This is a genomic window from Streptomyces sp. NPDC001970, from assembly GCF_053594115.1.
In genome coordinates this window covers 84,881-109,040 of record NZ_JBSFDW010000018.1, presented here as the reverse complement: position 1 = coordinate 109,040, position 24,160 = coordinate 84,881, and the positions used below count along the sequence as shown (strand labels likewise).

Below are 24,160 nucleotides of genomic sequence, written 5' to 3'. Positions count from 1 at the left end.
CCGGAGGCCAGGGCGGGAGCCGGAGGCCAGGGCGGGAGCCGGAGGCCAGGGCGGGAGCCGGAGGCCAGGGCGGGAGCCGGAGGCCAGGGCGGGAGCCGGAGGCCAGGGCGGGAGCCGTAGGCCGGGGGCCAGGGGCCTGGGAGCCTCAACTGCGCGGCGGGGTGGGGCCGATGCGGAGCTCGAAGTCTCCGTCGTACTTCTCGTTGCCGGCGACCACGGCGAGTTCGACCACCTCCTCACACCGTTCGCCGCGCACGATCAGCGGGTCGTGGCGCAGATCGCGCATCAGGGCGGCGCACATGCCGATCATCACCAGGACGAACGGTGCGGCCACCAGGATCGTCAGGTTCTGCAGTCCGGCGAGCGCGTCGCCCTGCCCGCCGCCGATGAGGAGCATCACGGCCGCGACGGCGCCGGTGACCACGCCCCAGAAGACGACGACGAACCGGCTGGGTTCCAGGGCGCCGTTCTGGGAGAGCGCGCCCATCACGATGGACGCGGCGTCGGCGCCCGAGACGAAGAAGATCCCGACCAGGACCATCACCAGCAGGCTCATCGCCGTGGCGAGGGGGAACTGCTGGAGCACGGCGAAGAGCTGTCCCTCCGGCGTCGTCTCCGCACCGAGCCGCCCGCGCTCCTGGAGTGTCATCGCCGTGCCGCCGAAGACGGCGAACCAGCACAGGCTGACCGTGCTCGGCACCAGGATCACCCCGCCGACGAACTGACGGATCGTGCGCCCTCTGCTGATGCGGGCGATGAACATGCCGACGAACGGTGTCCAGGAGATCCACCAGGCCCAGTAGAAGACCGTCCAGGTGCCCAGCCATTCGGGGACGCCCGTGCCGCTGGAGGCCTCGGTGCGCCCCGCCAGCTGCGGAAGGTCCCCCGCATACGCGGCGATCGACGTCGGGAGCAGGTTGAGCACATCGATGGTCGGGCCGGCGATGAAGACGAACAGGACGAGGAGCACCGCCAGCACCATGTTGGTGTTGGACAGCCACTGGACGCCCTTCTCGACGCCGGAGACGGCGGAGAGGACGAACGCGAGGGTCAGAACGGCGATGATGCCGACCAGGAGTGCCGTGCTGACCTCGTCCATCCAGCCCAGTTCGGTGACGCCGCTGCCGATCTGGAGCGTGCCGAGCCCGAGGGAGGCCGCGGACCCGAAGAGCGTGGCGAAGATGGCCAGGATGTCGATGATCCGGCCGCCCGTGCCGTGGGCGTGCTTCTTGCCGATGAGGGGTTCGAAGACGGCGCTGACGGTCTGGCGCCTGCGCCGCCGGAAGGTGCTGTAGGCGATGGCGAGTCCGACCACGGCGTAGATGGCCCAGGGGTGCAGCGTCCAGTGGAAGAGGGTGGTGGCCATGGCGGTCTCCATGGCCTCGGCGGCGTCGGCCGGGCTGGTGCCGGGCGGCGGTGTGGTGAAGTGCGCGAGGGGTTCGCTGACGCCGTAGAACATCAGACCGATGCCCATGCCCGCGCTGAACATCATCGCGACCCAGGACACCGTGCGGAACTCCGGCGCCTCGCCCTCCTGTCCGAGCGGGATCCTGCCGTAGCGGCTGATGGCGAGCCACAGCGCGAAGATCACGAAGCCGGAGGCGGCGAGGACGAACGCCCAGCCGCCGTTGTGGATGAGGCCGGACAGCATGCTGCCGGAGACGCGCTCCAAGGTGTCCGTGGACACGGAGCCCCAGATCACGAAGGCGAGGGTGAGAACCGCGGTGACGCCGAAGACCACCCGGTCCGTCGGGGCGCCCCGGGAGTTCGCGGACAGGCCGGGGAGGTCCGCCGTCATCGGCTCTTCTCCCCGGCCGCCCGGTTCTCGTTCGTCGTGCGACTCGTCGTGCGGCACAGGTGGCACCTTTCGGGGGTTCGCGGAGCCCGGATTCGCTCTCCTTGAGCCCTCCTACCACATGTGACACAGGTCTCCTGGTATCAACAAGCGGTCACCGGCTGCCCGGATGTGAGGTGATATGCCGCCCTCTCGTCGAGCAGCAGCGCCGCGAGGGCGCGCCGGGACTGCCGCAGCGGTACGTACGCCCCGTCGCGGCCGGGCTTCGACAGGACGCCGTGCAGGGCGAGTTCGTCCTGCACGTCCGCGTACTGCGCGGCCGTGAGCCGGTAGCCGCAGGGCGGGTCCTGAAGAGTCTCCTCGGGTGCTGCCGGGTCGTTGTCGGCGCCGCCGAGATACACCGGTCCGCGGTCCATGAGGCCTGCGAGGCGTGCGGCGCCGGTCGCGGTCCCGATATGCGTCCGCCGCTCGTCGACGAAGCGGAACGCGCCGTCCAGCGCGGCGAGTTGGGTGTTGACCCGGCGCCGGTTGTTGAGTGCGGGATCGTGCTTCTCCGCGTCGGTGAGGGCGTCGATGCGGGTTTCGACGAGGAGCCCGACCGCGTGCTTGAGCCCGGCGGTGTTGCGCAGGATGCGTTCCTGGCCGTCGCCGGCGACCTGCTTGACCGGCTCACCGGTGACGGGGTCGGTCCAGATGCCGTAGATGCCACTGCTGAATCCGGCGTCGTGGGCCGCGGGCCGTACATACCTCTCGGAGAGGGTGTGCGCCTCCTCGTGCACCTTCGCCCGGGTGTTGAGGTTGCGCGGCCACAGGGCGAGCAGTTCCTTGTCGTAGTAGGACGGTGTCGCGTTGTACTCGTGCAGGTCGTGGACCACGTCGGGCCGTTGGTCGCGGATGACGGCGGCCAGGGCGCGGCCCTCGGCGGTCTTGAGCGCGATGTGGTCCCGGTTGATGTCGATGCCGTCCGCGTTGCCGCGGGTGTCGGCGGCGCGGCCGTCGGGGTTGGCGGTGGGGACGACGAGCACGGTCGTACGATCCAGGAAGCGCCGGGTCTTCGCGTCCTCGGCCCCGGCGAGATCGCGAACCGTGGTGAGGCAGGCCTCGCGGCCCGAGGGCTCGTCGCCGTGCTGCGTGCAGATCAGCAGCAGGGTGTTCGCGGTGGGCCGGTCGCCGCCGATACGGGCGAGTTGGAGCGGGCGGCCCTGTGCGGTCGTGCCGATGGTGCGCAGCGAGACCCGGTCACTCGCCCGGTCGACGGCGGAGAGGAACTGCCACTCCTCGGGCTGGCTGGTCCAGCGCGCGCCGCGCGAGGCTTCGAACCCGGTGCGGGGAAGGGGCAGGCTGTGCGCGTCGGGCGCTGCCCGGGCTGTTGCTGTCCGGGCGGGGGCCGCCGCCTCGGCGTGCGCGGCCGCCAGAGGTACGGCGAGTGCGCAGACGGCCACGGCGACGGCGCGGAGACGGCGGTTCATCGGCTGCCGCCTCCCGGGATCGGGTGGATCGGACGCGGTTCGGCGACACCGTCGAGCCGGGATCCGCGCGGGGCGCCGGCCGGCGGCGGCGCGGTGCCCGTCGTGGCGCTCAGGAACGCGTGGGCGCCGCCGGGGATCGGCAGCCGTGCGGCGGTGCGGGCCAGGTCGAGTGTGAGGCTCGGCCGCGTGGACTGGGGGTACCCCCCGCTCGCAGAGCTCGGGGGAGGGTCGATGAGGCCCTTGTCGGTGCCGCCGATGATGAGGGCCAGCCGGTGCCCCGCCGGCACGACATGGTCGGTGGCGTGCAGATCGAGGGTGATGGTGTACGCGGTGCCGGGCGTCAGCGGGCGGCCCGTGGCGGCGGATGCGTGGTTGCCGAGGTCGGCCCAGCCGCGGCTGACCACGGTGTGCTCGACGGCGGTCGTACGCGCCACGGTCTCCTTGAAGCAGGAGCTGTCGCCGGTGGTGCTCGCCCCCCAGCAGGTGCGCTCGGGCAGGGTGGTGATGCCTTCGCCGGCGGCGGTGTAGTCACGGATGGTGTCGGGGCCGAGGTCGACGAGGACCGCGGACAGATGCGCGGTCGTGGTCGTCGGGGTGGCGGTGACCGTGACCGTGGAGGAGCCGGAGAGCCGCAGTGCGCGACTGAGCGGTGGGGTGACGAATCCCGCCTTGGCCGGGGTGGAGCGGTCGATGTCGGCGGCCCAGTCGGTCTCGCCGAGGGCCGGGTCGTCGGTGAACGTCTCGATGGCGCCGGGCCGTGCGGGCTTCAGGACGAGGGTTCCGACCCCGGGTGCGGCGCCCTTGCCGGGGCGGATCGTGGTGACGGCGGTGGAGCGGGGCGGCCAGACGCGGTCGGTGGACCACTGGTCGGGGTCGCGTTCGATGTCGGCCATCGGCTCGCGGTCGATGCCGTTGTCGTAGCCGAGCAGGTAGTGGTCGAACCAGCGGTGCAGGGTGGCGACCCACTCGGCGCGGCGGAAGTCGAAGGGGTCGACGTGGCCGGTCCGGGACAGCCAGACCTTGCGCTCGACACCGTGTGCGGCGAGGGCGTCCCACCACTGGCCGAAGTGCTTCGGGCGGACGTTGAGGTCCTGCATGCCGTGGACGGCGAACACACTGGCCCGGACCTTGCGGGCGTCCGGGACGTAGTCGCGTTCGCTCCACAGCCCGGTCCAGTCGCCGGTGCGCGGCGCCTCGTCGACGAGGCGCCGCTGGACGGCCTGGCAGCGGGCGCGGGCGTCGGGGCTGTCGACGTAGTCCGAGAGCCAGTCGGGACCGGAGTCGTAGAGCGGGGCGCCTTTGGCGAAGTAGTAGTCGTACCAGGAGGAGATGGCGGCGATCGGGACGACGGTCTTCAGTCCTTCGACCCCGGTCGCGGCGACGCCGTTGGCGATGGTGCCGTCCCAGCTCTTGCCGATCATCCCGACGTTGCCGGTCGTCCAGCCGGCCGCGGCGCGCTCCGCGCCGGTGCGGCTGGTGTAGGCACGGGCGCGGCCGTTCAGCCAGTCGACGACGGCCTTGGCGGAGTGGATGTCGGAGCGGCCGCCGACGTCCACACAGCCGTCGGACCGGTTGGTGCCGGCGAGGTCGACGGCGACGAAGGCGTAGCCGCGCGGCACGAAATAGTTGTCGTAGTAGAGCGGGAACTGGACCGGGTTCCCGTTCGCGTCGTAGGTCTTCTTCTGGCTCTCGTTGCCGCGCCCACAGCAGGAGTAATACGGGCTGGCGTCCATGATGACCGGTAGCTTCCGGCCATGCTGCGCCGCTTCACGCGGCCGGACGATGTCGACCGCGACGCGGTCGGTCCTGCCGTCCCCGTCGCCGTCGAGCCGGGTGTCCACCCATACGGACTCACGGATCGCCTTGTCGTACGAGTAGACGGGCCTGCTCTCGCGCGGCGGCGCGGCGCTCTGGGCGCCGGCCGGCGGGACGAGGGCGGCGGTCAGGGCGGCGGTGGCCGCCACGATGAAGGATCTGCTCGAAAGGCGGGTGCCCCGCGCACGTATCGGCATGGGCGGAAGGTACTCCGGTCAACTCCTGTGCAACAGAGGGCAGTCAGGGACGAAAACCGACCGGAACGGACCGATGGGGCGGGGCACATCATGTCGGCCGAATGGCGATCGTGTGACAGCAGGGGGCCATGGACATGACCGGGCGTAGTGACATGAACAGGGTTCGAAGAGATCATCCGCCCCGACGACTTGGAGCATTCGTGCACCGCAGAATCCTCGTCCCGAGCGTGCTCACGGCCTCACTCCTGCTGGCGATCCCGGCATCGGCCGCTGACTTCTCGCCCGGGGCCCCGGGCATCGGCGACCCCTACTACCCGGCCAGCGGCAACGGCGGCTACGACGTGTCGCATTACGACTTGAGGCTCAAGTACCAGCCGAGGACGGACCTGTTGGAGGGTACGGCGACGATTCTCGCCACCACGAAGCAGGATCTTTCGCGTTTCAACCTCGATTTCGGACTGAAGGTCGGCGAGGTACGGGTGAACGGGCGGAAGGCGTCCTTCACCAAGACCGGCGACCAGGAGCTGGAGATCACCCCGGCCTCGCCCCTGGAGAAGAACAAGCCCGTCGCGGTCGTGGTGAGGTACGCCGGCAAGCCGTCCGAGCTGAGCATCGGCGGCTGGACCGCCTGGCACCGCACCCCGGACGGCGGCGTCGCCGCACAGGAGCCGCACTCGGCGGCGTGGTGGTTCCCGTCCAACGACCACCCGCTGGACAAGGCGACGTACGACATCTCCGTGGCCGTGCCGGACGGCAGCCAGGCGATCAGCAACGGCGTGCTGCAGTCGCAGTCCTCGCGCCTCGGCTGGACCCGCTTCACCTGGCGGTCGAACAAGCCGCAGGCGACGTATCTCGCCACGCTCGCGGTCGGCAAGTTCGACATCACGACCGGCAAGACCGCGAAGGGCCTGCCGGTCCTCAACGCGTACAGCGTGGACCTGGGCGACAACGCGGGCGCCGCGCGCGCGAGCATCGAGCGCACGACCGAGGTCGCGGAGTGGCTGGAGGAGGTCTTCGGCCCGTATCCGTTCAACGCGCTCGGCGGCTACGTTCCGAACGTCACCAGCGGCTACGCCCTGGAGACGCAGACCCGCCCCTTCTACAGCCCGCGGCAGTTCGCCAACGGAGCGAACGTCTCGGTGGTCGTGCACGAGCTGGCCCACCAGTGGTACGGGGACAGTGTCTCCGTCAAGGGCTGGAGGGACATCTGGGTCAACGAGGGCTTCGCCCGCTACAGCCAGTGGCTGTGGTCGGAGAAGGAGGGCGAGGGCACGGCGCAGGAGCTGGCCGACCACGTCTACGCGCTGCACCCGGCGGACGACCCGTTCTGGACGGTGAAGCCGGGCGACCCTGGCCCGGACAAGCAGTTCGACATCGCCGTGTACGACCGTGGCGCGCTCGCGCTGCAGGCGCTGCGGGTCGAGATCGGCGACGAGGACTTCTTCGCGATCCTCAAGGGCTGGCCGACCGTCAACGCCCACGGCAACGGCAGTGTGGGCGACTTCCTGAAGTACGCCGAGACGGTCTCGGGCAAGCCGCTCGCCGCGCTCTTCGACACCTGGCTGTACGAGCCGTCGAAGCCGGCCGTCCAGGCGTCGGCGCGAGCGCGGGTCGCGGCGCGCGCCGACGCCCGGCCTGCGCAGCCGAAGTCCTGGAAGAAGATCGCCGCCACGAACACGATCCACGACCACGGTCGCGCCGGGCTCCAGGGGCACGGCGGCCACGACCACTGACGCGGCTGCTCGACGGTGCCGTCGCCCCCTCGGGGGGCGGCGGCGCCTGCGGTTACCCTCGTGTGGATACGGTCCGACGCGCCGACGAGGAGCATCCGTTGCCCGATCCGACCACTGGTGCCCGGCCCACGCTGGAGGCCGTCGCCGCCCGCGCGGGCGTCTCGCGGGCGACGGTCTCGCGTGTCGTCAACGGCGGGGCAGGTGTCCGGGCGCCGCTGGCCGACCGGGTGCGCGAGGCGGTGGCCGAGCTCGGCTACGTACCGAACCACGCGGCGCGGACCCTGGTCACCCGGCGCAACGGCGCGGTCGCGGTGATCATCGCCGAGCCTGAGTTCAGGATCTTCTCGGACCCGTTCTTCGAGCGGCAGGTGCGCGGCATCAGCCGGGAACTGGCGTCGCACGACTCGCAGTTGGTGCTGCTGTGGGTGGAGGGGGCGGACGACCACGACCGGATCGCCCGGTATCTCGGCGGCGGTCATGTCGACGGCGCGCTCGCCTTCTCGCTGCACGACGACGACGAACTCCCCGCCATCGTGGTGGAGTCCGGCGTACCCGCCGTCTTCGGGGGCCGTCCCGGCGGGCCCCGCGGTCGCGACCGGGCCGTGCCGTACGTCGATTGCGACAACCGCGGCGGCGCCCGCGAGGCGGTGTGCCATCTGGTCGGGCTGGGCCGCACCCGGATCGCGCACATCGCCGGCCCGCTCGACCAGACCTCCGCGCTGGACCGCGTCGACGGCTACCGCGAAGCACTCGGCGGGGCCGCGGGTCCCGTCGCGCAGGGGGCCTTCACCGTGGAGAGCGGGGCACGCGCGATGGCGGAGCTGCTGGACGGGCACCCCGACCTCGACGCGGTGTTCGCGGCGAACGACCTGATGGCGTCGGGCGCGCTGCGCGTGCTGCGCGAACGGGGCCTCAGGGTGCCGGAGGACGTTGCGCTCGTCGGCTTCGACGACGTGGCCTCGGTCGCGGAGGCCACCGATCCCCCGCTGACGACGGTCCGTCAGGACATCGAGGGCAACGGCCGGCTGATGGTGCGGCTGCTGATGGACGTGTTGAGCGAGGGGACCGGTGCGCAGGACGGGGCGCCGCAGTCGGTGGTCACCCCGACGACGCTGGTGCGCCGGGCCTCGGCGTGACCGGTGCGCCGTGCGGGCCGCGCTGGATCAGCCCGGCCGCGCGCGCCTTCCGCCGCGCCTCGCGGGCAAGCGGCAGATAGCGCAGCCGCTCGGGAAGGACGGGCACCACGGCCCGTACGGCGAGGCCGAGGCGCCGCAGCCGCCGCTCCTGTCGGTCCGTCCACGGCAGGCCGATGGCCGCGCGCGCGTCGGGTGGCATCAGCCCGATGGTGACGAAGCGCCGGAAGCGGAGGAACGGCGGCAGGATCACCGGCCAGAAGGCGCGCAGCAGCAGCCTGAGCGGGAGCGGACCGCGGTCCGGCGGCGGCAGGGGCCGGCCGGTCGCCACGAGCTCCCGGACGACGACGGTCGCTTCGAGGTCATCGGCGAGGACCTTGCGGTAGTACGGCCAGAACTCCTCGATCGTCTGCGGCATGTCCCGGTCCTGGATGCCGAGGACACGGCCGACCCGCAGCCATTCCGCGTACAGCCGGCGCTCCTGGGCCTCGGTGAGCGGGCGGTGCAGATAGCGGGTCGCGTGCCGGTAGACGGGGAAGCCGGTCGCATGGACCCAGGCGTAGTTCTCCGGGCTGAGCGCGTGGTAGGGGCGGCCGTGGGTGTCCGTGCCCTGGATGGTCCGGTGGAGCTGCCGCAGCCGCCGGCCCTCCTCGGCCGCAGCGTCGCCTCCGTACACCCACAGCTGGAGCGAACGCAGCGAACGTTCGCCCCTCCCCCAGGGGTCGGTGCGGAAGACGGAGTGCTCGTCGACCCCGGCGCCGACGGCCGGATGCGCGACCTGCATCGTGAGTGCGGCGGGCAGCATCAGCAGCCCGCGGATGTCTCCCGCGAGGCTCCACAGCACGCCGCCGGGCGGCGGTGGCAGGGGGTCCGGCCTGTACATACGCACGCTCCAGGTCTCGGCGGACGGCCCGGTACCCGGTCCCTCCGGATTCCAGTATGGGCGAGACCGGACGCGTCACCTTGCCCGTGCGGCAGGGCATGGCCAGGCAAGTTGTTCAGACACGTTCCGAGGATGGTGTCGCTGCGGCAAGGATGTGGGCACCTGGCGGTTACCCAAAGGTAACTCCCGCTGCTTTGATGTGCGCGCCGGTCAATCCCCCACCTTCCATCGGGAGTTCCAGTGCCGCACTCCGCGCTCCGCCGTGTCTTTGGCGCAGCAGTGTCCACCGCGCTCGCTGCCGCCGCCCTCGGCGCGGCGGCGCCCTCCGTCTCCGCCGCACCCGCGGCCGGGACCGCTCGGTCAGCACAGACCGCTGAGGCCGCAGCGACGCCGTCGCTGAAGGTCCTGACGTACAACGTCTTCCTCTTCAGCAAGACCCTGTACCCCAACTGGGGCCAGGACCACCGCGCCACGGAGATCCCCAGGACGTCGTTCTTCCAGGGCCATGACGTCGTCGTCCTGCAGGAGGCCTTCGACAACTCGTCCTCCGACGCGCTGAAGGCCAACGCCTCCGCCCAGTACCCGTACCAGACCCCCGTGGTGGGCCGCTCCAGGACCGGCTGGGACGCGACCGGCGGGGCCTACTCGGCGACCACACCCGAGGACGGCGGTGTCACGATCCTCAGCAAGTGGCCCATCCTCCGCAAGGAGCAGCACGTCTACAAGGACGCGTGCGGCGCCGACTGGTGGTCGAACAAGGGCTTCGCGTACGTCGTGCTGGACGTCAACGGCACCAAGGTGCACGTGGTCGGGACCCACGCGCAGTCCACCGACCCGGGCTGTGCGGCCGGTGAGGCGGCACAGATGCGCAGCCGCCAGTTCAAGGCGGTCGACGCGTTCCTCGACGCCAAGAACATCCCCGCGTCCGAGCAGGTCGTCGTCGCCGGCGACCTCAACGTGGACTCGCGCACGGCCGAGTACGCGACGATGCTGGCGGACGGCGGCCTGGCCGACGCCGACTCCCGTACCGGACACCCGTACTCCTTCGACACACAGGAGAACTCGATCGCGGCCGACCGCTACCCGGACGACCCGCGCGAGGACCTGGACCACGTCCTGCACCGGGCGGGCCACGCGAAGCCGGCGGGCTGGAAGAACGAAGTGATCAAGGAGCAGAGCGCGCCCTGGACGGTCACCAGCTGGGGCACGTCGTACACGTACACGAACCTGTCCGACCACTACCCGGTCGCCGCCTTCGGGCAGTAGCGGCGAGAGGGCAGTCGCAAGGCCTTCGCAGCTGGTCAGAAGGCGCTTTTCGACAGTGGCTGCAGGGCTTTCAGGCTGCCATGGTGGTGTCCATGAAGGGTCACGGGCACACTCATGAACACGGGCGTGGACACCACCACCCTCACCATCATCACCACCACCACGGCGAGCGCATCGACGCCGCGCTCGAGGGCTCCGCGCAGGGTCTGCGGACGCTGTGGTTCTCGTTCGGGATCCTCGCTGCGACCACCGCCGTCCAGGCGGTGATCGCGGCGCAGTCCGGGTCGGTCGCGCTGCTGGGCGACACCGTCCACAACGCGACCGACGCCCTGACCGCGCTGCCGCTCGCGCTCGCCTTCGTGCTGGGCCGGCGGGCCGCCACCCGCCGCTACACGTACGGGTTCGGACGGGCCGAGGACCTGGCGGGCGTCTTCGTCGTCCTGGTGATCGCCGCATCGGCCGCCTTCGCGGGCTACGAGGCGGTCCGGCGGCTGCTGGAGCCGCAGGACGTCACCCACCTCCCCGCCGTCGCCGCTGCCGGGCTCGTGGGCTTCGCCGGCAACGAGTGGGTCGCCAGGGCCCGTATCCGTACCGGCAGGCGCATCGGCTCAGCGGCCCTGGTCGCCGACGGACTCCACGCACGCACCGACGGATTCACCTCGCTGGCCGTGCTGCTGGGCGCGGGCGGCTCCGCGCTCGGCTGGCGCTACGCGGACCCCCTGATCGGGCTCGTGATCACGGGCGCGATCCTCATGGTGCTGCGCGGCGCGGCGCGGGAGATCTGGCACCGGCTGATGGACGCCGTCGACCCGCAGCTGGTGGACCGTGCGGAGCAGGCGCTGTCGCACGTCGAGGGCGTACGCGGTGTGGGCGCCGTCCGCATGCGCTGGCTCGGGCACGCGCTGCGGGCCGAGACGTCGGTCGAGGTCGACCCGACGCTGACGGTCGTCCAGGCGCATGCGGTGGCGGTGGCCGCCGAGCATGCGCTGCTGCACGCAGTGCCGCGGCTGGCGGGCGCGACCGTCCACGTCGACCACGGGCATCCGAAGGGCCAGGACCCGCATGCGGCCCTGTCCCATCACTTCGCCTGACGCGTGTCCGGGCGCCACGGCGCCGGGGCCCCGGCTTCCGGACGGACCTGGCCCCCGTCGCCCTGCGCGCGGCGATGGAGGCCGCGAGGAAGCGCGGCGACCGGTCCCCGCGTGGTGTCAGCCGGGCCGGTGACCTCAAGCACGCCTGCACCTCGCCGGCGAACGTGCCGGCCGGGTCGGCAGCGCCCTGCGACGGCTGGGCCGTCCGGGTCGCGGCGGGGATTCATGGAGCCGGGGCAGTCGCCCGGCGGGCGCGCGGGCGGGCGCCTCTCGCGCCGAGAGCCGCCCCGATCACCCCGAACGGCAGCCCCCACGCCGGGACGAGGACGAGGACCCAGAAGACGGCGTCCTTCACATTCACGCCGATGGGCGCCGTCGCCTCGTCCAGGAACAGGCCCGCGTCGATGCCGTACCAGCGCACAGCCTCCACCAGCCAGCCGGAGAAGAGCAGCAGCGTGCCGACCGACACGGTCCACACCGCGGCCTGGACACCGGCAGGGAACGACCGGCCTGCCGCGGCCACGGCCGCCGATCCCAAGAAGGCGACCGCGACCATGGCGAGCATCGGGAGGAACGGCACGGTGGTGCTCCGGCCCTCCAGGAGCCGCGAAACCAGCAGGAACCCGCCGCCCAGGGCCAGGGCCGCGCCGACGCCGACGCGGCGCGCGAGCCGACTGGCGGTCAGTGCCCGCGGCGGGGCCAGCACCAGCCACAGGCAGCCGGCCAGTCCGACGGCCAGGACCACGGCGTGGACGGGCCCCAGAGACCGCGCGTCGGCCGGATCCTTCCCGAGCAGGTACGCGCTGAGGGCCACACAGCCGGCCACCCCCGCCAGCCCGGTCACGGTGACGGCAGCGCCCGACGCGGGCCGGCGCATCCGGGGTGATCGAGCCACGGCGAGAACGGCCAGGACGCCGGCGAGCACGACGAAGGTCACCGCGAAGGGCCGCATCGCGGGCAGGGCCTGCCCGACCGCCGAGACCGCGGTGACTGCCGCGGCGACAGTCAGCGCCCCTGCGACGAGTACGGGCAACTGGCTGCGGCGCGGCGGGAACAGCGCCGCCCTGGCGCAGCCGGCCGCGAACCGCCACCGCGAGGCCCGGTCCGGTACCTGGGCCAGCTCGGCGGTCATGGCCCTGCCCCAGTCGCGGAGGGTTCCAGGCAGTACGGCGACCGCGAGGGCCAGCAGCCGGGCCGGCCCGTCCATCCCCGACAGGGCGGCACCGGCACGGGTCCACCAGGCCCTCCACAGCCGCCTGGCCGCGATCAGCGACGGCGCGGCGAACACCGCCCAAATGATCACGACGGCCAGGGAGTCGTGCGTGTCCGGCGCGCCCATCGTGGCGAACGCCAGCGCGAGGAGCGCAGCGAACACCGCGCCCACGGCAGCCAGCACCACCAGCTCGTAACGGTGCTCCGTACGCATCACGCTCCCTCCCATCGCGGACGCGGCCGCACGCCGCCGGGAGCCGGAGCGGGCGAAGCGGGCGCCGACGCGGCCAGCTCGGCCGCCAGCGCCCGGCCGGGCCCGGTCAGCCGGTACATGTGCCGGGGCGGCCGGCCGGCCGGCGCATCGGTCTCCCAGGAGGCCTCCAGCAGCCCGCGGTCGGCCAGCCTCATCAGGATCGGGTACATCGAGCCGGGCTTGAGACCGAGCTGCTGACACAGCTCGTAGCCGTACCGCCAGGTGGAAGGGCTCTGCGCGAGCGCCAGCACTACGGCCGTGGTCTGCGCCGACGGGCGCCGAGAACGAGGCGACATGAATCAACTCTACATAGGTAGAGTTTCGAGCGACAGACCCGGAACACAGAACGCAGAACACGCAGAGGAAAACCCGCCGCGGCGCCCGCGGCGGGCGTACGACGTGACCTGCCCCGACTGCGCGAGCACGCCCGACGCGCAGCGCGCGACACCGGAAGAGGCGCGCATCGCCCACCCGCTGAGCGCATGCGGGACACTCCCCCGGCTCAACGCACCTAGGGGTATACCCGGGCCACGCTGTAGGCGTACAGGGCGACCATGCCGATCACGCAGAGGATGACGATCCACGAGGCGAAGCTCGTGTGCCGCCCCTGTCCCTCGGATCGCCCGGACCGCCCGGACCGCCCGGACCGCCCGGAACGCCGGGGGCGCTCGGGGCGTGCGGGGCCCCCTGAAGCTCGCGGCGCGGAGGGTGCGGCGTCGGCGGCCGTCTCGGCCAGGAGGCGGCGGCATATCGCGGCCAGTTCACTCGTCCCGGCAGCGAGGCTCGCGACCGCCTCCGAACGTGCAGGGGCGGTCGTGCCGCCGTCCAGTATCCGGCCGGCGCGCAGCAGGATCTCGTCCCTGCCGCCGCTCGGGGCGAGGCTGATCCAGCGCTGGACGTGCTCACCCCGGATGACCACGCCTCCGGCCCGCTCGCGGTACACGGTGTGCTCGCGCCACAAGACGTCGGCCAACTCGGTGGCCGTCTCCCTCAGTTGCGCGCTCATGTCCTCCCCGTTCATCGCGCAGCAAATCGAACAAGCACCGCACTCTAGCGTCAGGTACACACCAAGCCCGAGGGGGGTTACGGCTCGAAGTCGTACACCGTCACCGGTATGCCGCGCGCCACGAGCCGCTCCGTGATCAACGGCTCCACCCGTGACCACTTGCCGCCCGCCAGGCCGCAGCCGATCCGCGGCATGTGGACCGACGCGCCGAGCTCCACGGCCCTGTCGCCCAGTGCCCCGAGAGCCGTGTCGATCGCCTCGTACCGCACGGGCACCCCCTTGCTGCCCGTGCGCATTCCGCGCTGCCCCACCATGTTCGCCACCCACGCATACGGGCCGACCTGGACGAACTGGACCGCTCCCAGGCCGAAGTCGTTCCCCGCCCGCTCCCGGTGCCAGCGTCGGTACGCCGCCTCGGGCTCGGGCCAGCGCCGGGATATCGCGACGACGAAGCCCTTGCCCCAGCCGCCCAGATCGTTGCAGACGTGCGCGATCAGCTTGACGCCCTTGCCGTGCGGCGCGGTGGCGTCCCCTCGTACATATGTGATCCCCGACATGCCACCACCGTACGTGCCCCCTCCGACCATGGTGACCGAGCGCTCCAGTTGACCTCACGGGCCAACTGGAGTGCTCAGCTATGGGACGGCTTCAACGCGTAGCCACGCATCGCCATACGTCCATGTGCTGATGTGCCAGTGATCATCGTTGTCCGCCGCGGGAAGGCGCTACCCGCGCACGACGGTGAGGTGGTACGTCGTGTCGACCCAGAACCCGCCGGTCGTGCTGCCCTTGATCTCCAGGACGTACTGTCCCGGCGCCAGGGGAGCGATGCCCGCCCATATCCCCCAGGCGAGATGCATGCGCAGCCCTACCCGGAACAGCGGCGCGGTGAATTCCCTCAGTGAGAGCGGTACTCCGTTGAGGAAGGCCTTCGCCTCCTCCACCGAGAGGGTCAGCGGCTTCCGCGAGTAGTGCTTCGTGTGCTGGATGTTGAGAACAGGGAAGAACAGGGGGCGGTCGGAGGGCACCTCGCACCGCCGGACCACACGGCCCCCGTAGGTCCCGGAGAGGAACCACAGGTCCTCCGGCTGCTGCCAGGCAGCGTGTTCACCGGTCTCGTCGGCGACCGGGCTCATGTCGTCGGGCGCCGACAGCGCCCACTGCCACCAGCGTGCCGCCAGCACGCCGCCCTCCTGGTCACCGATCTCCCAGGAACCGCTGTTCCGAGCCGCGTCACTCACGCCCCACACCCCTCCCCCGGGGCCTGCCGCCCCGCCTGTCGAACAAGCGAACCCTACAGACGCGGCTCCGCCCCACCTCGACCCGAGGTCGTGGCCCGCCCCAGCGGCGGACAGGGCCGTGGGAGCCGGTCCGAAGGGGTGATGACATGTTTGTACATCGTTGTCAGTGCCCTCCGGCATAGTGCCGCCCGTGATCAACGAACTTGACAGCATCGACTGGTCGTCGATGACCCATGCGTACGGCCCGGCCGGCGACGTTCCTGCGTGGCTGAGGGCGTTGGGATCGCCGGACGCTGAGGTCCGCGAGAAGGCGCTCGGCGATTTCTACGGCGCGGTCCATCACCAGGGGGACGTGTACGCGTGCACGACGGCGAGCCTGCCGTTCCTGTTCGCCGTGGCCGACGACCCCGCCACGCCCGACCGTGCTTCGATCGTCGAGCTGCTGGTCAGCATCGGGCGCCATGCCGTCGAACGGTGCGAAATCGTGTACGTCGACGGACCGGACTACGCAGGGAGCGCGGTGGTGGTGCGCGAGCGCGCGGACGCTTTCGTCTCCTACGCGTCGGATGCCGATCCGCTGGTGCGCCGGGCGGCCATCGAGGGGCTGGGCCTGTTTGTCGATGATGCGGACCGGGCAGCCGCGCTGCTGCGCGACCGGTTGCCCGCCGAGGACCGGGTCGCAGAGCGGCTGCTGGTCGTGGAGACGATGGCCACGCTGGCGCTCCGCCTTCCGGCCGCCCGGGATGCCGCGACGGCCTGGCTCGACGCTCTGGCCGCCGATGCGGTGACGGACCCGGCGGTCCGGCTCGCCGCCGTCGTCCACGGCGCCCGCTGCACCCCGGAACGCATCGGTGTCGATACGGTGCCGGCGGCGATCGGCCTGCTGCGGCAGATCACGCCCACCCCGGTACCCGAGACTGGCGACGGGGCATGTGGATCCGGATCCGGGGAGTGCTTGTGCACGGCTCCCGAAGCGCCGGCGGCGGCGCAGGACGTGCCGCCCCAGATCGCTGCCGCGTTCGAGGACATCGACCGGCACAACCGCATTCACTCGCCGGCCACGTCCCTGCTTCGGACCTTCCATGCCGTGCTGGACTCCCGCGTGCCCGAGCGCACCGCCCTCCTCGCCGAGCAGCTTCGCAGCCCTGATCCTGGTACCCGCCACGACGCGATACGCATGGCCAAGGACCTGATGGGCTCCTGGCGCGGCGACCACACCGTCCTGGTCGTGATGGTCGCCGACTGCCTGGTCCTGGACGATCCGTACACCGCCGCCGAAGCGGCCGAGACTCTCGGTGGCTTGGAGGCCATCGCCGAACCCGCCCGCGAAGCCCTCGCCATGTACGTCACCGCACAGTGCGCCGCGCACGGGCCGGAGGTATGGGCCACGCCGAAACCGCTGCTGCGCCGGGCCCACCAGGAAGCCGTCAGGGCACTGGCCCGCCTCGGCGACATGCGCGCCCTTCCCGGCCTGCTGACGGCCCTGGACAGCGACGTCGACTCCTGGCGCGCCGTGCAGGTGGCCGGCCGTCTTCGCCCAGCCGCCGACCAGTTGGTGCCGCGGTTGTGCCGGCACCTCTACCGCATCGACCTGTCCGTGCAGTGGCCCCAGATGAGTGCGAACGCTCTGTTGTCAGCGCTGGCCGAACTGGGCGACCCGGCGGCTGTGCCCCCGATCACGCATACCGCCACCGCCGCGGTGCGCCACGAGGAGTGGCGTACCGCCGCCTCCGCCCTGGAAGCACTCGCCACTTTCGGTGCTGCGGCCGCACCCGCTCGTGAAGTGGTCCGGGCCTTGGCCGGGGCCGACGATGTGGGTGTCCGGGTGGCCGCCGCGGCCGCGCTGTGGGCAGCCGAGGGCGACCCGGCGGCCGTCGTGCCGCTGCTGAACGACCTGCTCGACAGCTACCGGCACCATGAGGCGGCAGACGTGCTGGGCCGGATCGGCCCGCCCGCCGCACGCGCGCTACCGCGCCTGCGGAAGATGCTGACCGCCGACTACGAGTGGACTCGCCTCCACGCCGCGACCTCCCTGTGGGACATCGGCGGCCCGGCCGAGGCCGTGGTCGTCGTGCAGACCCTGCTCACGGCCTGGGAGGAGAACGACGCCACATCGAACCACGTCCTGGCGTGCCTGAATCGAATGGGCGCCGCCGCGGCACCAGCCCTGCCTCGCATCCGCGCGGAGCTCGCCCTGCTCCGCCGCAGTGGCCGATTCAGAAGCATCCAGCACGACGAGGAACTGCAGCGCACCGGTTGCGCCATCCTCACGCGGCTGGCCTGAATCCTGACGGAGCCTGCCCCACCGGGCACTCGGGTCGGCAGGTGGCGGCGCACCGACTGTCGGCACGCCGGCTGAGTCACGCGTCGGCCGCGAAGCGCCTTCAGGTGCGTCGTGCGGCCCACACCGTGCGCTCGGTGCGTACCGTCAGGTCGTCCCGACGCAGGATGCTGTGGGGGCTGTCGGTGTCGAGGAGCTCGTCGAGGGCAGTGAGGTCCTCGGCTGCCAGTGCCTGGGCGACGCCGCCGCGCATGCGGCGCAGACTGTTGAGTGCGTAGCGGCCGACTGCCTCCGTGTGGGGTGGGCCGATGTTCACGGTGATGGTGCGTTCGGCCTCGATGGCGAAGCCGGTAGCGGTGAGTTCGGATCCCCAGTCGGCGCCGCGGTGCGGCACGTGCTCGGCGTGGTGCCGGTCGAGTGCGGCGTGGCAGCGTTCCTCGAGACCGGGACGGCCTTCGGGGGCGTCTTCGGGCAGGAACCTGGGGAAGTCGGCCAGCTCGACGACGGCGAACAGCCCGCCCGGCGTGAGCATGTCGTGGACCCGGCGCAGGGTGTCGTCAGGGTTGGCCATGTGGTGCATGGACGCTGATGCCCACACCAGGTCGGGCGTGGCGAGGTCGGGCCACGCTGCGTCGAGATCGGCCTGGACGGTGTGCACTCGATCGGCCAGGCCTGCTGTCCTGGCCTTCTCGAGCAGACGGTGCAGGTGGCCGGCCGAGGTGTCGACGGCGGTCACCTCGGCATGGGGGAAGCGCTTGAGCAGTGCGAAGGTGCCGGCCCCGGTCCCGCAGCCCAGATCCACGATGTGACGGGGGCCGGCTTTGACGGGCAACCATGCGGTGATGGAGGCGATGTGCTCGGCAAGCACTTCCGCGTCCAGGTCGAGGATCTCCGCCTGACCGTCGGCGTCGTGGTCCGCGCCGTGCTGATGGACCGGGTGGGCGCCGTGGTCGTGCGCCGTGTTGGGGGATGCGTGAGTCATGCCGGCCACGCTAAGAGGATCAAGGGCGGACGGCACGGCCGCTTCCCAAAAGAGCAAGACGATGGCCGCTCGGCCTGCTCGCTGCGCAAGACGTTGCTGACCTGCGGTGTGCTACGGCACCTTGCGGCACGCAGGAGCCGCTGAAGGGCAGCGCATTCATGGCGATGGGCGGCTCGCTTCACCGCTGCCCTCGTTGCGCTGGTGGCCGCGGCGGGCGTCGCGGTCGAAGATTCCGAGGACCTCGCACGGTCCGCCATCGGCGCCGATGGCGTGCGGGAGCATCGTGGGGAACTCGGCGGCCTGGTTGGTCTCCACGCGAAAGCGCCGGTTGCCCAGCAGCAGGATGGCAGTGCCGGAGAGGACGACGAGCCATTCGCGGCCGGGGTGGGCGCGCATGCGCGAGGGGCTGTCGGGCGGCGGGTTCGTCATGCGCTGGCGCACGACGGTCATGCCCGGGTCCGCGCGGATGGGCCACCGCATCAGCTGGTGGGCCGCGTCGATCATCGGGCTGGAGATGACATCGTCGGTGGCGGTCTCGACCAGCTGGTCGAGGGAGGTGTCCAGGGCGCGGGCGAGGGTGACGAGTTGGTCCAGCGCAAGGCGGCGCTGGCCGTTCTCGATGCGGCTGAGCGTGGACGGGCTGAGCCGCGCGCGGGTGGCCAGCTCGTCGAGGGACCAGCCCTGTGCCACGCGCAGTGCGCGGATCCGTTTGCGTACGAGGCTGTCGAGCTCACCATTGTCTTGCGCCATAAGCAACATTGTATGCCTAGAACGCAAGGCGTGCTTGGTGTGAACGCGTAAGGGCCCCTGGAGGCCTGCTCACCGCAAGGAATGGGGCGCCCATGCCTGTGACGACTTCCGAGGCCAGGACCGACACCCTGTCTTCGCCCGGTGAGACCGCCGACGCCGTGGTGATCGGCGGCGGCGCCCCTGGGCGGGCTCACGTACGACGCTCACAGTGATGCTTCGTACGCCTCGCGGATGGAGGCAGGGATACGCCCCTTGTCATTGACGACGTAGCCGTTCGCGCGGGCCCAGAGGCGTATCGCCTCGCCCTGCGGACTGCGATCGCGCATACGGTCCCCGGCGGATTCGCTCGCGTTGCCCGAGACCCCTTCCAGGTGGTCCGCCACATCCTGGAAGAAGGCGAACAGCGAGGTGTATGCGCCTTCTTCGGGACAGGACCCCTCGGTCCAAGATCCGATGCTTCCGGTGCGCGTGTCCAGGAACTTCCCGTAGAAGCCGTCGCTTTCCGCGGAAATCGGTACCCACTCCCTGCGCCAGGACGGGTAATCAGGGTCTTCGGACGGTTCCATCTCCTCCATGCCCAGGCCCAGCTCAGGCAAGCCGACGGCTATCCTGCCCGCCAACTCGGACGCTCAGTTCCGCCGACCCGAGCACTCATTCGCCGGCTGGAGCGCTCAGTCACAACAATCGGCCCGGACACTCCCGCCGCTTTCACAACACTGGTGAGACAGCAATACTGTTGCACCCGACGGTGCACGCACGGAGCGAGGGAGACCATGGCGACCGAGACCGAGGAGTTGACGCTGACCGTCGACGAACTGGCCGCGCGGGCCGGGGTCACCGTCCGCACGATCCGGTTCTACAGCACCCGCGGCCTGCTGCCGCCGCCGGTGATCGGCCCGCGCCGGGTCGGGCACTACGGCGCGGACCACCTGTCCCGGCTGGCGCTGATCGAGGAGCTGCAGCACCAGGGCATGACGCTCGCCGCGATCGAGCGCTACCTGGAACAGCTGCCGCCCGATCTGAGCGCGCACGACCTGGCGATCCACCGCGCCCTGGTGTCGTCCTGGGCCCCCGAGTCGGCCGATGAGGTCGCACGGGCGGACCTGGAGCGCAGGGCCGGGCGGCCGCTGTCGGACCAGGACGTCGACCGCCTCGCGGCGATGGGCGTCCTCGACCGCACCGACGTCCCCGACATGTTCCGGCTCGACGGCGGGCTGCTGCGGCTCGGTGTGGAACTCCTCGACGTCCCCATCGCGCACGAGACGATCCTCGCCTCGCGCACGGTCCTCCTGGAGCACGCCCGCGCGGCTGCACACGAACTGACCAGGCTGTTCCGGGACGAGGTGTGGGGGCCGTACCGGGAGCGGGAGTCGGACCCCGACCATGTCGCGACGATGAAGTCGCTGTCGGCGCACATGCAGCCGATGGTGATCCAGGCGCTGGTGACGGCGTTCCAGCGGTCGCTGCGCGAGGAACTGCGGGCCGCGTTCCAGTCGCAGCCCGAGTGAGGGCAGGGCCCCCGCGCGATCCACGGGGGCCCTGCCTTTCGCCGGCGGCGCCGGCTCACGCGTCGGTGAAGACCTCGCCCTTCTCGGCCTTCCGCACCAGCAGCGCCGGCGGCTCGAAGCGCTCGCCGTAGGCCGCGGCCAGCTCACGCGCCCGGGCGACGAAGCCGGGCAGGCCGCCCTCGTACCCGTTGATGTACTGGAGCACGCCGCCCGTCCAGGCCGGGAAGCCGATGCCCATGATGGAGCCGATGTTGGCGTCGGCGACCGAGGCCAGCACGCCCTCCTCGAGGCAGCGGACGGTGTCCAGCGCCTCGGAGAAGAGCATCCGCTCCTTCATGTCGATGAACGGAACCTGCACGTCCGGCTTCCCACTGTGCTTGCCCGGGGGGCGACCCCCGGAACCCCCGAAATACTCGCGCAGCCCCGGCCACAGCCCGGCCCGCTTGCCGTCCACGTAGTCGTAGAAACCGGCCCCGCCGCTGCGGCCCGTACGCCCGAACTCGTCGACCATCCGGTCGATCACCGCGTCCGCGGGGTGGCCCGCCCACGTACCGCCGGCCTCCTCCACGGCCCGCTTCGACTCGCCACGGATCTTGCGCGGGAGGGTGAGGGTCAGCTCGTCCATCAGCGAGAGCACCTTCGCCGGGTAGCCGGCCTGCCCCGCGGCCTGCTCGACCGAGGCGGGCTCGATGCCCTCGCCGATCATCGCCACACCTTCGTTGATGAACTGGCCGATGACGCGCGAGGTGAAGAAGCCGCGCGAGTCGTTGACGACGATCGGGGTCTTGTTGATCTGGCGCACCAGGTCGAAGGCGCGGGCCAGCGCCTCGTCGCCGGTCCGCTCGCCCTTGATGATCTCGACGAGCGGCATCTTGTCGACGGGCGAGAAGAAGTGGAGCCCGATGAAGTCGGCGGGCCGCTCGACGCCCTCCGCCAGCAGGGTGATGGGCAGCGTGGATGTGTTGGAGCAGAGCAGCGCGTCCGGCTCCACACGGCCCTGGATCTCCTGGAAGACCTTGTGCTTGAGCGCCGGGTCCTCGAAGACGGCCTCGATGACGGCGTCGCAGCCCGCCAGATCGGCCGGGTCGGCGGTCGGGGTGATCCTGGCGAGCAGCTCGGCGCGCTTGGCCTCGGTCGTGCGGCCCCGGCTGAGCGCCTTGTCGAGCAGCTTCTCCGAGTACGCCTTGCCGCGCGCGGCGGCGTCGGCGTCGACGTCCTTGAGGACGACCTCGATCCCCGCCCTGGCGCAGGAGTACGCGATGCCCGCGCCCATCATCCCGGCGCCGAGGACGGCGACCTTGCGGACGGGGCGCGGCTCGATGCCCTGGGGGCGGTTGGCGCCGGAGTTGACGGCCTGGAGGTCGAAGAAGAACGCCTGGATCATGTTCTTGGCGGTCTGGCCGGTGACCAGCTCGGTGAAGTACCGGGCCTCGATGGTCAGCGCGGTCTCGAAGTCCACCTGGGAGCCCTCGACGGCGGCCGCGAGGATGTTGCGCGGTGCCGGGTAGGGGGCGCCGTTCAGCTGCTTCTTCAGGTTGGCCGGGAAGGCGGGCAGGTTGGCGGCGAACTTCGGGTTCGACGGCGTGCCGCCCGGGATCCTGTAGCCCTTGACGTCCCAGGGCTGCTGGGACTCGGGGTGGGCGTCGATGAAGGCGCGCGCCTTGGCGAGCATCTCCTCGGGCGTGGCGGCCACTTCGTGGACCAGGCCGTTCTCCAGCGCGCGCTGCGGGGCGTACTGGGTTCCCTGCAGCAGCACCTTCAGCAGCGCGTCCGCGATGCCCATGAGGCGCACGGTGCGGGTGACGCCACCGCCCGCAGGGAGCAGGCCGAGCGTGACCTCGGGCAGGCCGATCTTGGAGCCGGGCGCGTCGAGCGCGATGCGGTGGTGGGAGGCGAGCGCGATCTCGTAACCGCCGCCGAGGGCCGCACCGTTGATGGCCGCGACGACCGGCTTGCCGAGGGTCTCGATGCGGCGCAGCGAGTTCTTGATGGCCGTGCCGGTGTCGAAGGCGAGCTGGGCGTCCTCGGGCCGGAGCCTGATCATGTCCTTGAGGTCGCCGCCCGCGAAGAAGGTCTTCTTGGCGGAGGTGTAGATGATGCCGCGGATCGAGTCCTTCTCGGCCTCGGCGCGGTCGGCGATCGCCGCGATGGAGTCCTTGAAGGCCTGGTTCATCGTGTTGGCGGACTGGTGGGGGTCGTCGAGGACGAGGGTGACGACGCCGGTCTCGTCCTGTTCCCAGCGGATGGTGGAACTCGTCGGTGTTGCTGCCATTGCTGCTCTCCGTACGGCGGGAAGGGGAAGGGACGGGACGGTCAGAGACGCTCGACGACGGTGGCGACGCCCATGCCGCCGCCGACGCAGAGCGTGGCCAGGCCGTACCGCTTGTCCTGGCGCTCCAGTTCGTCGACGAGCGTGCCGAGGATCATCGCGCCGGTGGCGCCGAGCGGGTGGCCGAGCGCGATGGCGCCGCCGTTGACGTTGACCTTGTCCAGGGAGAGCCCCATGTCCCGTACGAAGCGCAGCACGACCGCGGCGAACGCCTCGTTGATCTCGACCAGGTCGATGTCGTCGATGGTCAGTCCGGCCTTGGCCAGGGCCTTGCGGGTCGCCGGGGCCGGGCCGGTGAGCATGATGGTGGGCTCGGAGCCGGAGACCGCCGCGGAGACGATGCGGGCCCGGGGCGTGAGCCCGTACCGCTCGCCGACGGCCTTGGAGCCGATCGCGACGAGCGAGGCGCCGTCCACGATGCCCGAGGCGTTGCCGGCGTGGTGGACGTGGTCGATCTTCTCGACCCAGTGGTACTTCTGCAGCGCGACGGCGTCGAAGCCGCCCATGTCGCCGATGCCCGCGAACGAGGGCTTGAGCGCGGCCAGCGAATCGGCGGTGGTGCCCGGGCGCATGTGCTCGTCGTGGTCGAGCACGACGAGCCCGTTGCGGTCCTTCACCGGCACCACGGAACGGTCGAAGCGCCCGTCCTTCCAGGCCGCCGCGGCCCGCTCCTGGGAGAGCGCCGCGTACTCGTCGACGTCGCGCCGCGAGAAGCCCTCGATGGTGGCGATCAGGTCGGCACCGATGCCCTGCGGCACGAAGCCGGTGTCGAAGTTGGTCATCGGGTCGGCGAACCAGGCGCCGCCGTCGGACGCCATCGGCACCCGGGACATCGACTCGACGCCGCCGGCGAGCACCAGGTCCTCCCAGCCGGAGCGGACCTTCGCCGCGGCCAGGTTGACGGCCTCCAGACCCGAGGCGCAGAAGCGGTTCTCCTGCACGCCCGCGACCGTGTCCGGCAGTCCGGCCGCGATGGCGGCGATACGGGCGATGTCGGAGCCCTGGTCGCCGACCGGGCCGACGACGCCGAGCACGATGTCGTCGATCGCCGCCGGGTCCAGCTCCGGGTGGCGGGCGCGGATCTCGTGGATCAGCCCGACGACGAGGTCGATGGGCTTGGTGCCGTGCAGGGCGCCGTTGGCCTTTCCGCGGCCGCGCGGGGTGCGGATCGCGTCGTACACAAACGCTTCGGTACTCAAGACAGAGCCTTTCGCAT

The 24,160-nt window shown here is 71.4% G+C and carries 20 protein-coding genes; 6 read left to right on the top strand and 14 right to left on the bottom strand.

The genetic code is table 11. From position 1 onward, the window contains the following. Window positions 1–145: 145 nt before the first annotated feature. The 3 genes from ACWCP0_RS22245 to ACWCP0_RS22235 form a co-directional block, all read right to left on the bottom strand. On the bottom strand, window positions 146–1,798 hold the full coding sequence (locus tag ACWCP0_RS22245) for a BCCT family transporter (protein WP_451080597.1): 1,653 nt from the start codon (window positions 1,796–1,798) through the stop codon (window positions 146–148). Between the two features lie 140 nt (window positions 1,799–1,938). Next, window positions 1,939–3,264 (bottom strand): M14 family metallopeptidase, encoded by a 1,326-nt coding sequence (locus ACWCP0_RS22240; protein WP_451080537.1) that lies wholly within the window; start codon window positions 3,262–3,264, stop codon window positions 1,939–1,941. Next, on the bottom strand, window positions 3,261–5,276 hold the full coding sequence (locus ACWCP0_RS22235; protein ID WP_451080536.1) for a Xaa-Pro dipeptidyl-peptidase: 2,016 nt from the start codon (window positions 5,274–5,276) through the stop codon (window positions 3,261–3,263). Before ACWCP0_RS22235 ends, ACWCP0_RS22240 begins: the two co-directional genes overlap by 4 nt. 200 nt (window positions 5,277–5,476) lie before the next feature. Between ACWCP0_RS22235 and ACWCP0_RS22230 the strand changes: the two genes are divergently transcribed. Together ACWCP0_RS22230 and ACWCP0_RS22225 are read left to right on the top strand one after the other, a co-directional pair. Next, entirely contained in the window at window positions 5,477–7,009 is a 1,533-nt protein-coding gene (locus tag ACWCP0_RS22230) for a M1 family metallopeptidase (protein WP_451080535.1), read from the top strand. Between the two features lie 98 nt (window positions 7,010–7,107). Beyond that, entirely contained in the window at window positions 7,108–8,145 is a 1,038-nt protein-coding gene (locus tag ACWCP0_RS22225; RefSeq protein WP_451080534.1) for a LacI family DNA-binding transcriptional regulator, read from the top strand. Here ACWCP0_RS22225 and ACWCP0_RS22220 read toward each other — a convergent pair. Then, on the bottom strand, window positions 8,108–9,025 hold the full coding sequence (locus tag ACWCP0_RS22220) for an oxygenase MpaB family protein (protein WP_451080533.1): 918 nt from the start codon (window positions 9,023–9,025) through the stop codon (window positions 8,108–8,110). The two genes, ACWCP0_RS22225 and ACWCP0_RS22220, sit on opposite strands and share 38 nt — an antisense overlap. Before the next feature lie 240 nt (window positions 9,026–9,265). Between ACWCP0_RS22220 and sph the strand changes: the two genes are divergently transcribed. Continuing rightward, complete coding sequence (sph, locus tag ACWCP0_RS22215; RefSeq protein WP_451080532.1) at window positions 9,266–10,291, top strand: sphingomyelin phosphodiesterase; 1,026 nt, start codon at window positions 9,266–9,268, stop codon at window positions 10,289–10,291. Window positions 10,292–10,383: 92 nt separating this feature from the next. Next, window positions 10,384–11,382: a cation diffusion facilitator family transporter gene (locus ACWCP0_RS22210; RefSeq protein WP_451080531.1), complete on the top strand. Its 999-nt coding sequence runs from the start codon at window positions 10,384–10,386 to the stop codon at window positions 11,380–11,382. Between the two features lie 223 nt (window positions 11,383–11,605). Here ACWCP0_RS22210 and ACWCP0_RS22205 read toward each other — a convergent pair whose 3' ends face one another. The 5 genes from ACWCP0_RS22205 to ACWCP0_RS22185 form a co-directional block, all read right to left on the bottom strand. Continuing rightward, on the bottom strand, window positions 11,606–12,808 hold the full coding sequence (locus ACWCP0_RS22205) for a hypothetical protein (RefSeq protein WP_451080530.1): 1,203 nt from the start codon (window positions 12,806–12,808) through the stop codon (window positions 11,606–11,608). Further along, complete coding sequence (locus ACWCP0_RS22200; RefSeq protein WP_451080529.1) at window positions 12,808–13,143, bottom strand: PadR family transcriptional regulator; 336 nt, start codon at window positions 13,141–13,143, stop codon at window positions 12,808–12,810. The genes ACWCP0_RS22205 and ACWCP0_RS22200 overlap by 1 nt, the downstream gene beginning before the upstream one ends. 215 nt (window positions 13,144–13,358) lie before the next feature. After that, complete coding sequence (locus ACWCP0_RS22195; protein WP_451080528.1) at window positions 13,359–13,853, bottom strand: hypothetical protein; 495 nt, start codon at window positions 13,851–13,853, stop codon at window positions 13,359–13,361. Window positions 13,854–13,930: 77 nt separating this feature from the next. Then, window positions 13,931–14,410: a macro domain-containing protein gene (locus ACWCP0_RS22190; RefSeq protein WP_451080527.1), complete on the bottom strand. Its 480-nt coding sequence runs from the start codon at window positions 14,408–14,410 to the stop codon at window positions 13,931–13,933. Window positions 14,411–14,578: 168 nt separating this feature from the next. Further along, complete coding sequence (locus tag ACWCP0_RS22185; protein ID WP_451080526.1) at window positions 14,579–15,094, bottom strand: hypothetical protein; 516 nt, start codon at window positions 15,092–15,094, stop codon at window positions 14,579–14,581. Window positions 15,095–15,284: 190 nt separating this feature from the next. On the opposite strand from ACWCP0_RS22185, the gene ACWCP0_RS22180 reads away from it, so the two are divergent. After that, window positions 15,285–17,378 (top strand): HEAT repeat domain-containing protein, encoded by a 2,094-nt coding sequence (locus ACWCP0_RS22180; protein WP_451080525.1) that lies wholly within the window; start codon window positions 15,285–15,287, stop codon window positions 17,376–17,378. A gap of 100 nt (window positions 17,379–17,478) precedes the next feature. On the opposite strand, the gene ACWCP0_RS22175 is transcribed toward ACWCP0_RS22180, so the two are convergent. The 3 genes from ACWCP0_RS22175 to ACWCP0_RS22165 all read right to left on the bottom strand — a co-directional run bounded on the left by ACWCP0_RS22175 (window position 17,479) and on the right by ACWCP0_RS22165 (window position 19,703). Further along, the gene (locus ACWCP0_RS22175; protein ID WP_451080524.1) at window positions 17,479–18,357 is read right to left on the bottom strand and encodes a class I SAM-dependent methyltransferase; all 879 of its coding nucleotides are present in this window, start codon (window positions 18,355–18,357) and stop codon (window positions 17,479–17,481) included. Between the two features lie 156 nt (window positions 18,358–18,513). Then, on the bottom strand, window positions 18,514–19,107 hold the full coding sequence (locus ACWCP0_RS22170) for a helix-turn-helix domain-containing protein (protein WP_451080523.1): 594 nt from the start codon (window positions 19,105–19,107) through the stop codon (window positions 18,514–18,516). Between the two features lie 203 nt (window positions 19,108–19,310). After that, a complete protein-coding gene (locus ACWCP0_RS22165) occupies window positions 19,311–19,703 on the bottom strand; it encodes an Lsr2 family DNA-binding protein (RefSeq protein ID WP_451080522.1) in 393 nt (130 codons plus the stop codon). A 177-nt stretch (window positions 19,704–19,880) separates the two neighbouring features. On the opposite strand from ACWCP0_RS22165, the gene ACWCP0_RS22160 reads away from it, so the two are divergent. Further along, window positions 19,881–20,615 (top strand): MerR family transcriptional regulator, encoded by a 735-nt coding sequence (locus tag ACWCP0_RS22160; protein WP_451080521.1) that lies wholly within the window; start codon window positions 19,881–19,883, stop codon window positions 20,613–20,615. A 55-nt stretch (window positions 20,616–20,670) separates the two neighbouring features. On the opposite strand, the gene ACWCP0_RS22155 is transcribed toward ACWCP0_RS22160, so the two are convergent. Both ACWCP0_RS22155 and ACWCP0_RS22150 read right to left on the bottom strand, forming a co-directional pair. Beyond that, window positions 20,671–22,887 (bottom strand): 3-hydroxyacyl-CoA dehydrogenase NAD-binding domain-containing protein, encoded by a 2,217-nt coding sequence (locus ACWCP0_RS22155; RefSeq protein ID WP_451080520.1) that lies wholly within the window; start codon window positions 22,885–22,887, stop codon window positions 20,671–20,673. A gap of 41 nt (window positions 22,888–22,928) precedes the next feature. Further along, entirely contained in the window at window positions 22,929–24,143 is a 1,215-nt protein-coding gene (locus ACWCP0_RS22150) for an acetyl-CoA C-acetyltransferase (protein WP_451080519.1), read from the bottom strand. Window positions 24,144–24,160: the final 17 nt, after the last annotated feature.

Excerpts from the sequence above, each read along its gene's own strand:
- ACWCP0_RS22155 (WP_451080520.1), bottom strand. The coding sequence starts at position 22,887 with ATGGCAGCAACACCGACGAGTTCCACCATCCGCTGGGAACAGGACGAG.
- ACWCP0_RS22235 (WP_451080536.1), bottom strand. The coding sequence starts at position 5,276 with ATGCCGATACGTGCGCGGGGCACCCGCCTTTCGAGCAGATCCTTCATC.
- ACWCP0_RS22210 (WP_451080531.1), top strand. The coding sequence starts at position 10,384 with ATGAAGGGTCACGGGCACACTCATGAACACGGGCGTGGACACCACCAC.
- ACWCP0_RS22170 (WP_451080523.1), bottom strand. The coding sequence starts at position 19,107 with ATGGCGCAAGACAATGGTGAGCTCGACAGCCTCGTACGCAAACGGATC.
- ACWCP0_RS22240 (WP_451080537.1), bottom strand. The coding sequence starts at position 3,264 with ATGAACCGCCGTCTCCGCGCCGTCGCCGTGGCCGTCTGCGCACTCGCC.
- ACWCP0_RS22220 (WP_451080533.1), bottom strand. The coding sequence starts at position 9,025 with ATGTACAGGCCGGACCCCCTGCCACCGCCGCCCGGCGGCGTGCTGTGG.
- ACWCP0_RS22160 (WP_451080521.1), top strand. The coding sequence starts at position 19,881 with ATGGCGACCGAGACCGAGGAGTTGACGCTGACCGTCGACGAACTGGCC.
- ACWCP0_RS22175 (WP_451080524.1), bottom strand. The coding sequence starts at position 18,357 with ATGACTCACGCATCCCCCAACACGGCGCACGACCACGGCGCCCACCCG.
- ACWCP0_RS22200 (WP_451080529.1), bottom strand. The coding sequence starts at position 13,143 with ATGTCGCCTCGTTCTCGGCGCCCGTCGGCGCAGACCACGGCCGTAGTG.
- ACWCP0_RS22190 (WP_451080527.1), bottom strand. The coding sequence starts at position 14,410 with ATGTCGGGGATCACATATGTACGAGGGGACGCCACCGCGCCGCACGGC.
- ACWCP0_RS22245 (WP_451080597.1), bottom strand. The coding sequence starts at position 1,798 with ATGACGGCGGACCTCCCCGGCCTGTCCGCGAACTCCCGGGGCGCCCCG.
- ACWCP0_RS22195 (WP_451080528.1), bottom strand. The coding sequence starts at position 13,853 with ATGAGCGCGCAACTGAGGGAGACGGCCACCGAGTTGGCCGACGTCTTG.
- ACWCP0_RS22205 (WP_451080530.1), bottom strand. The coding sequence starts at position 12,808 with ATGCGTACGGAGCACCGTTACGAGCTGGTGGTGCTGGCTGCCGTGGGC.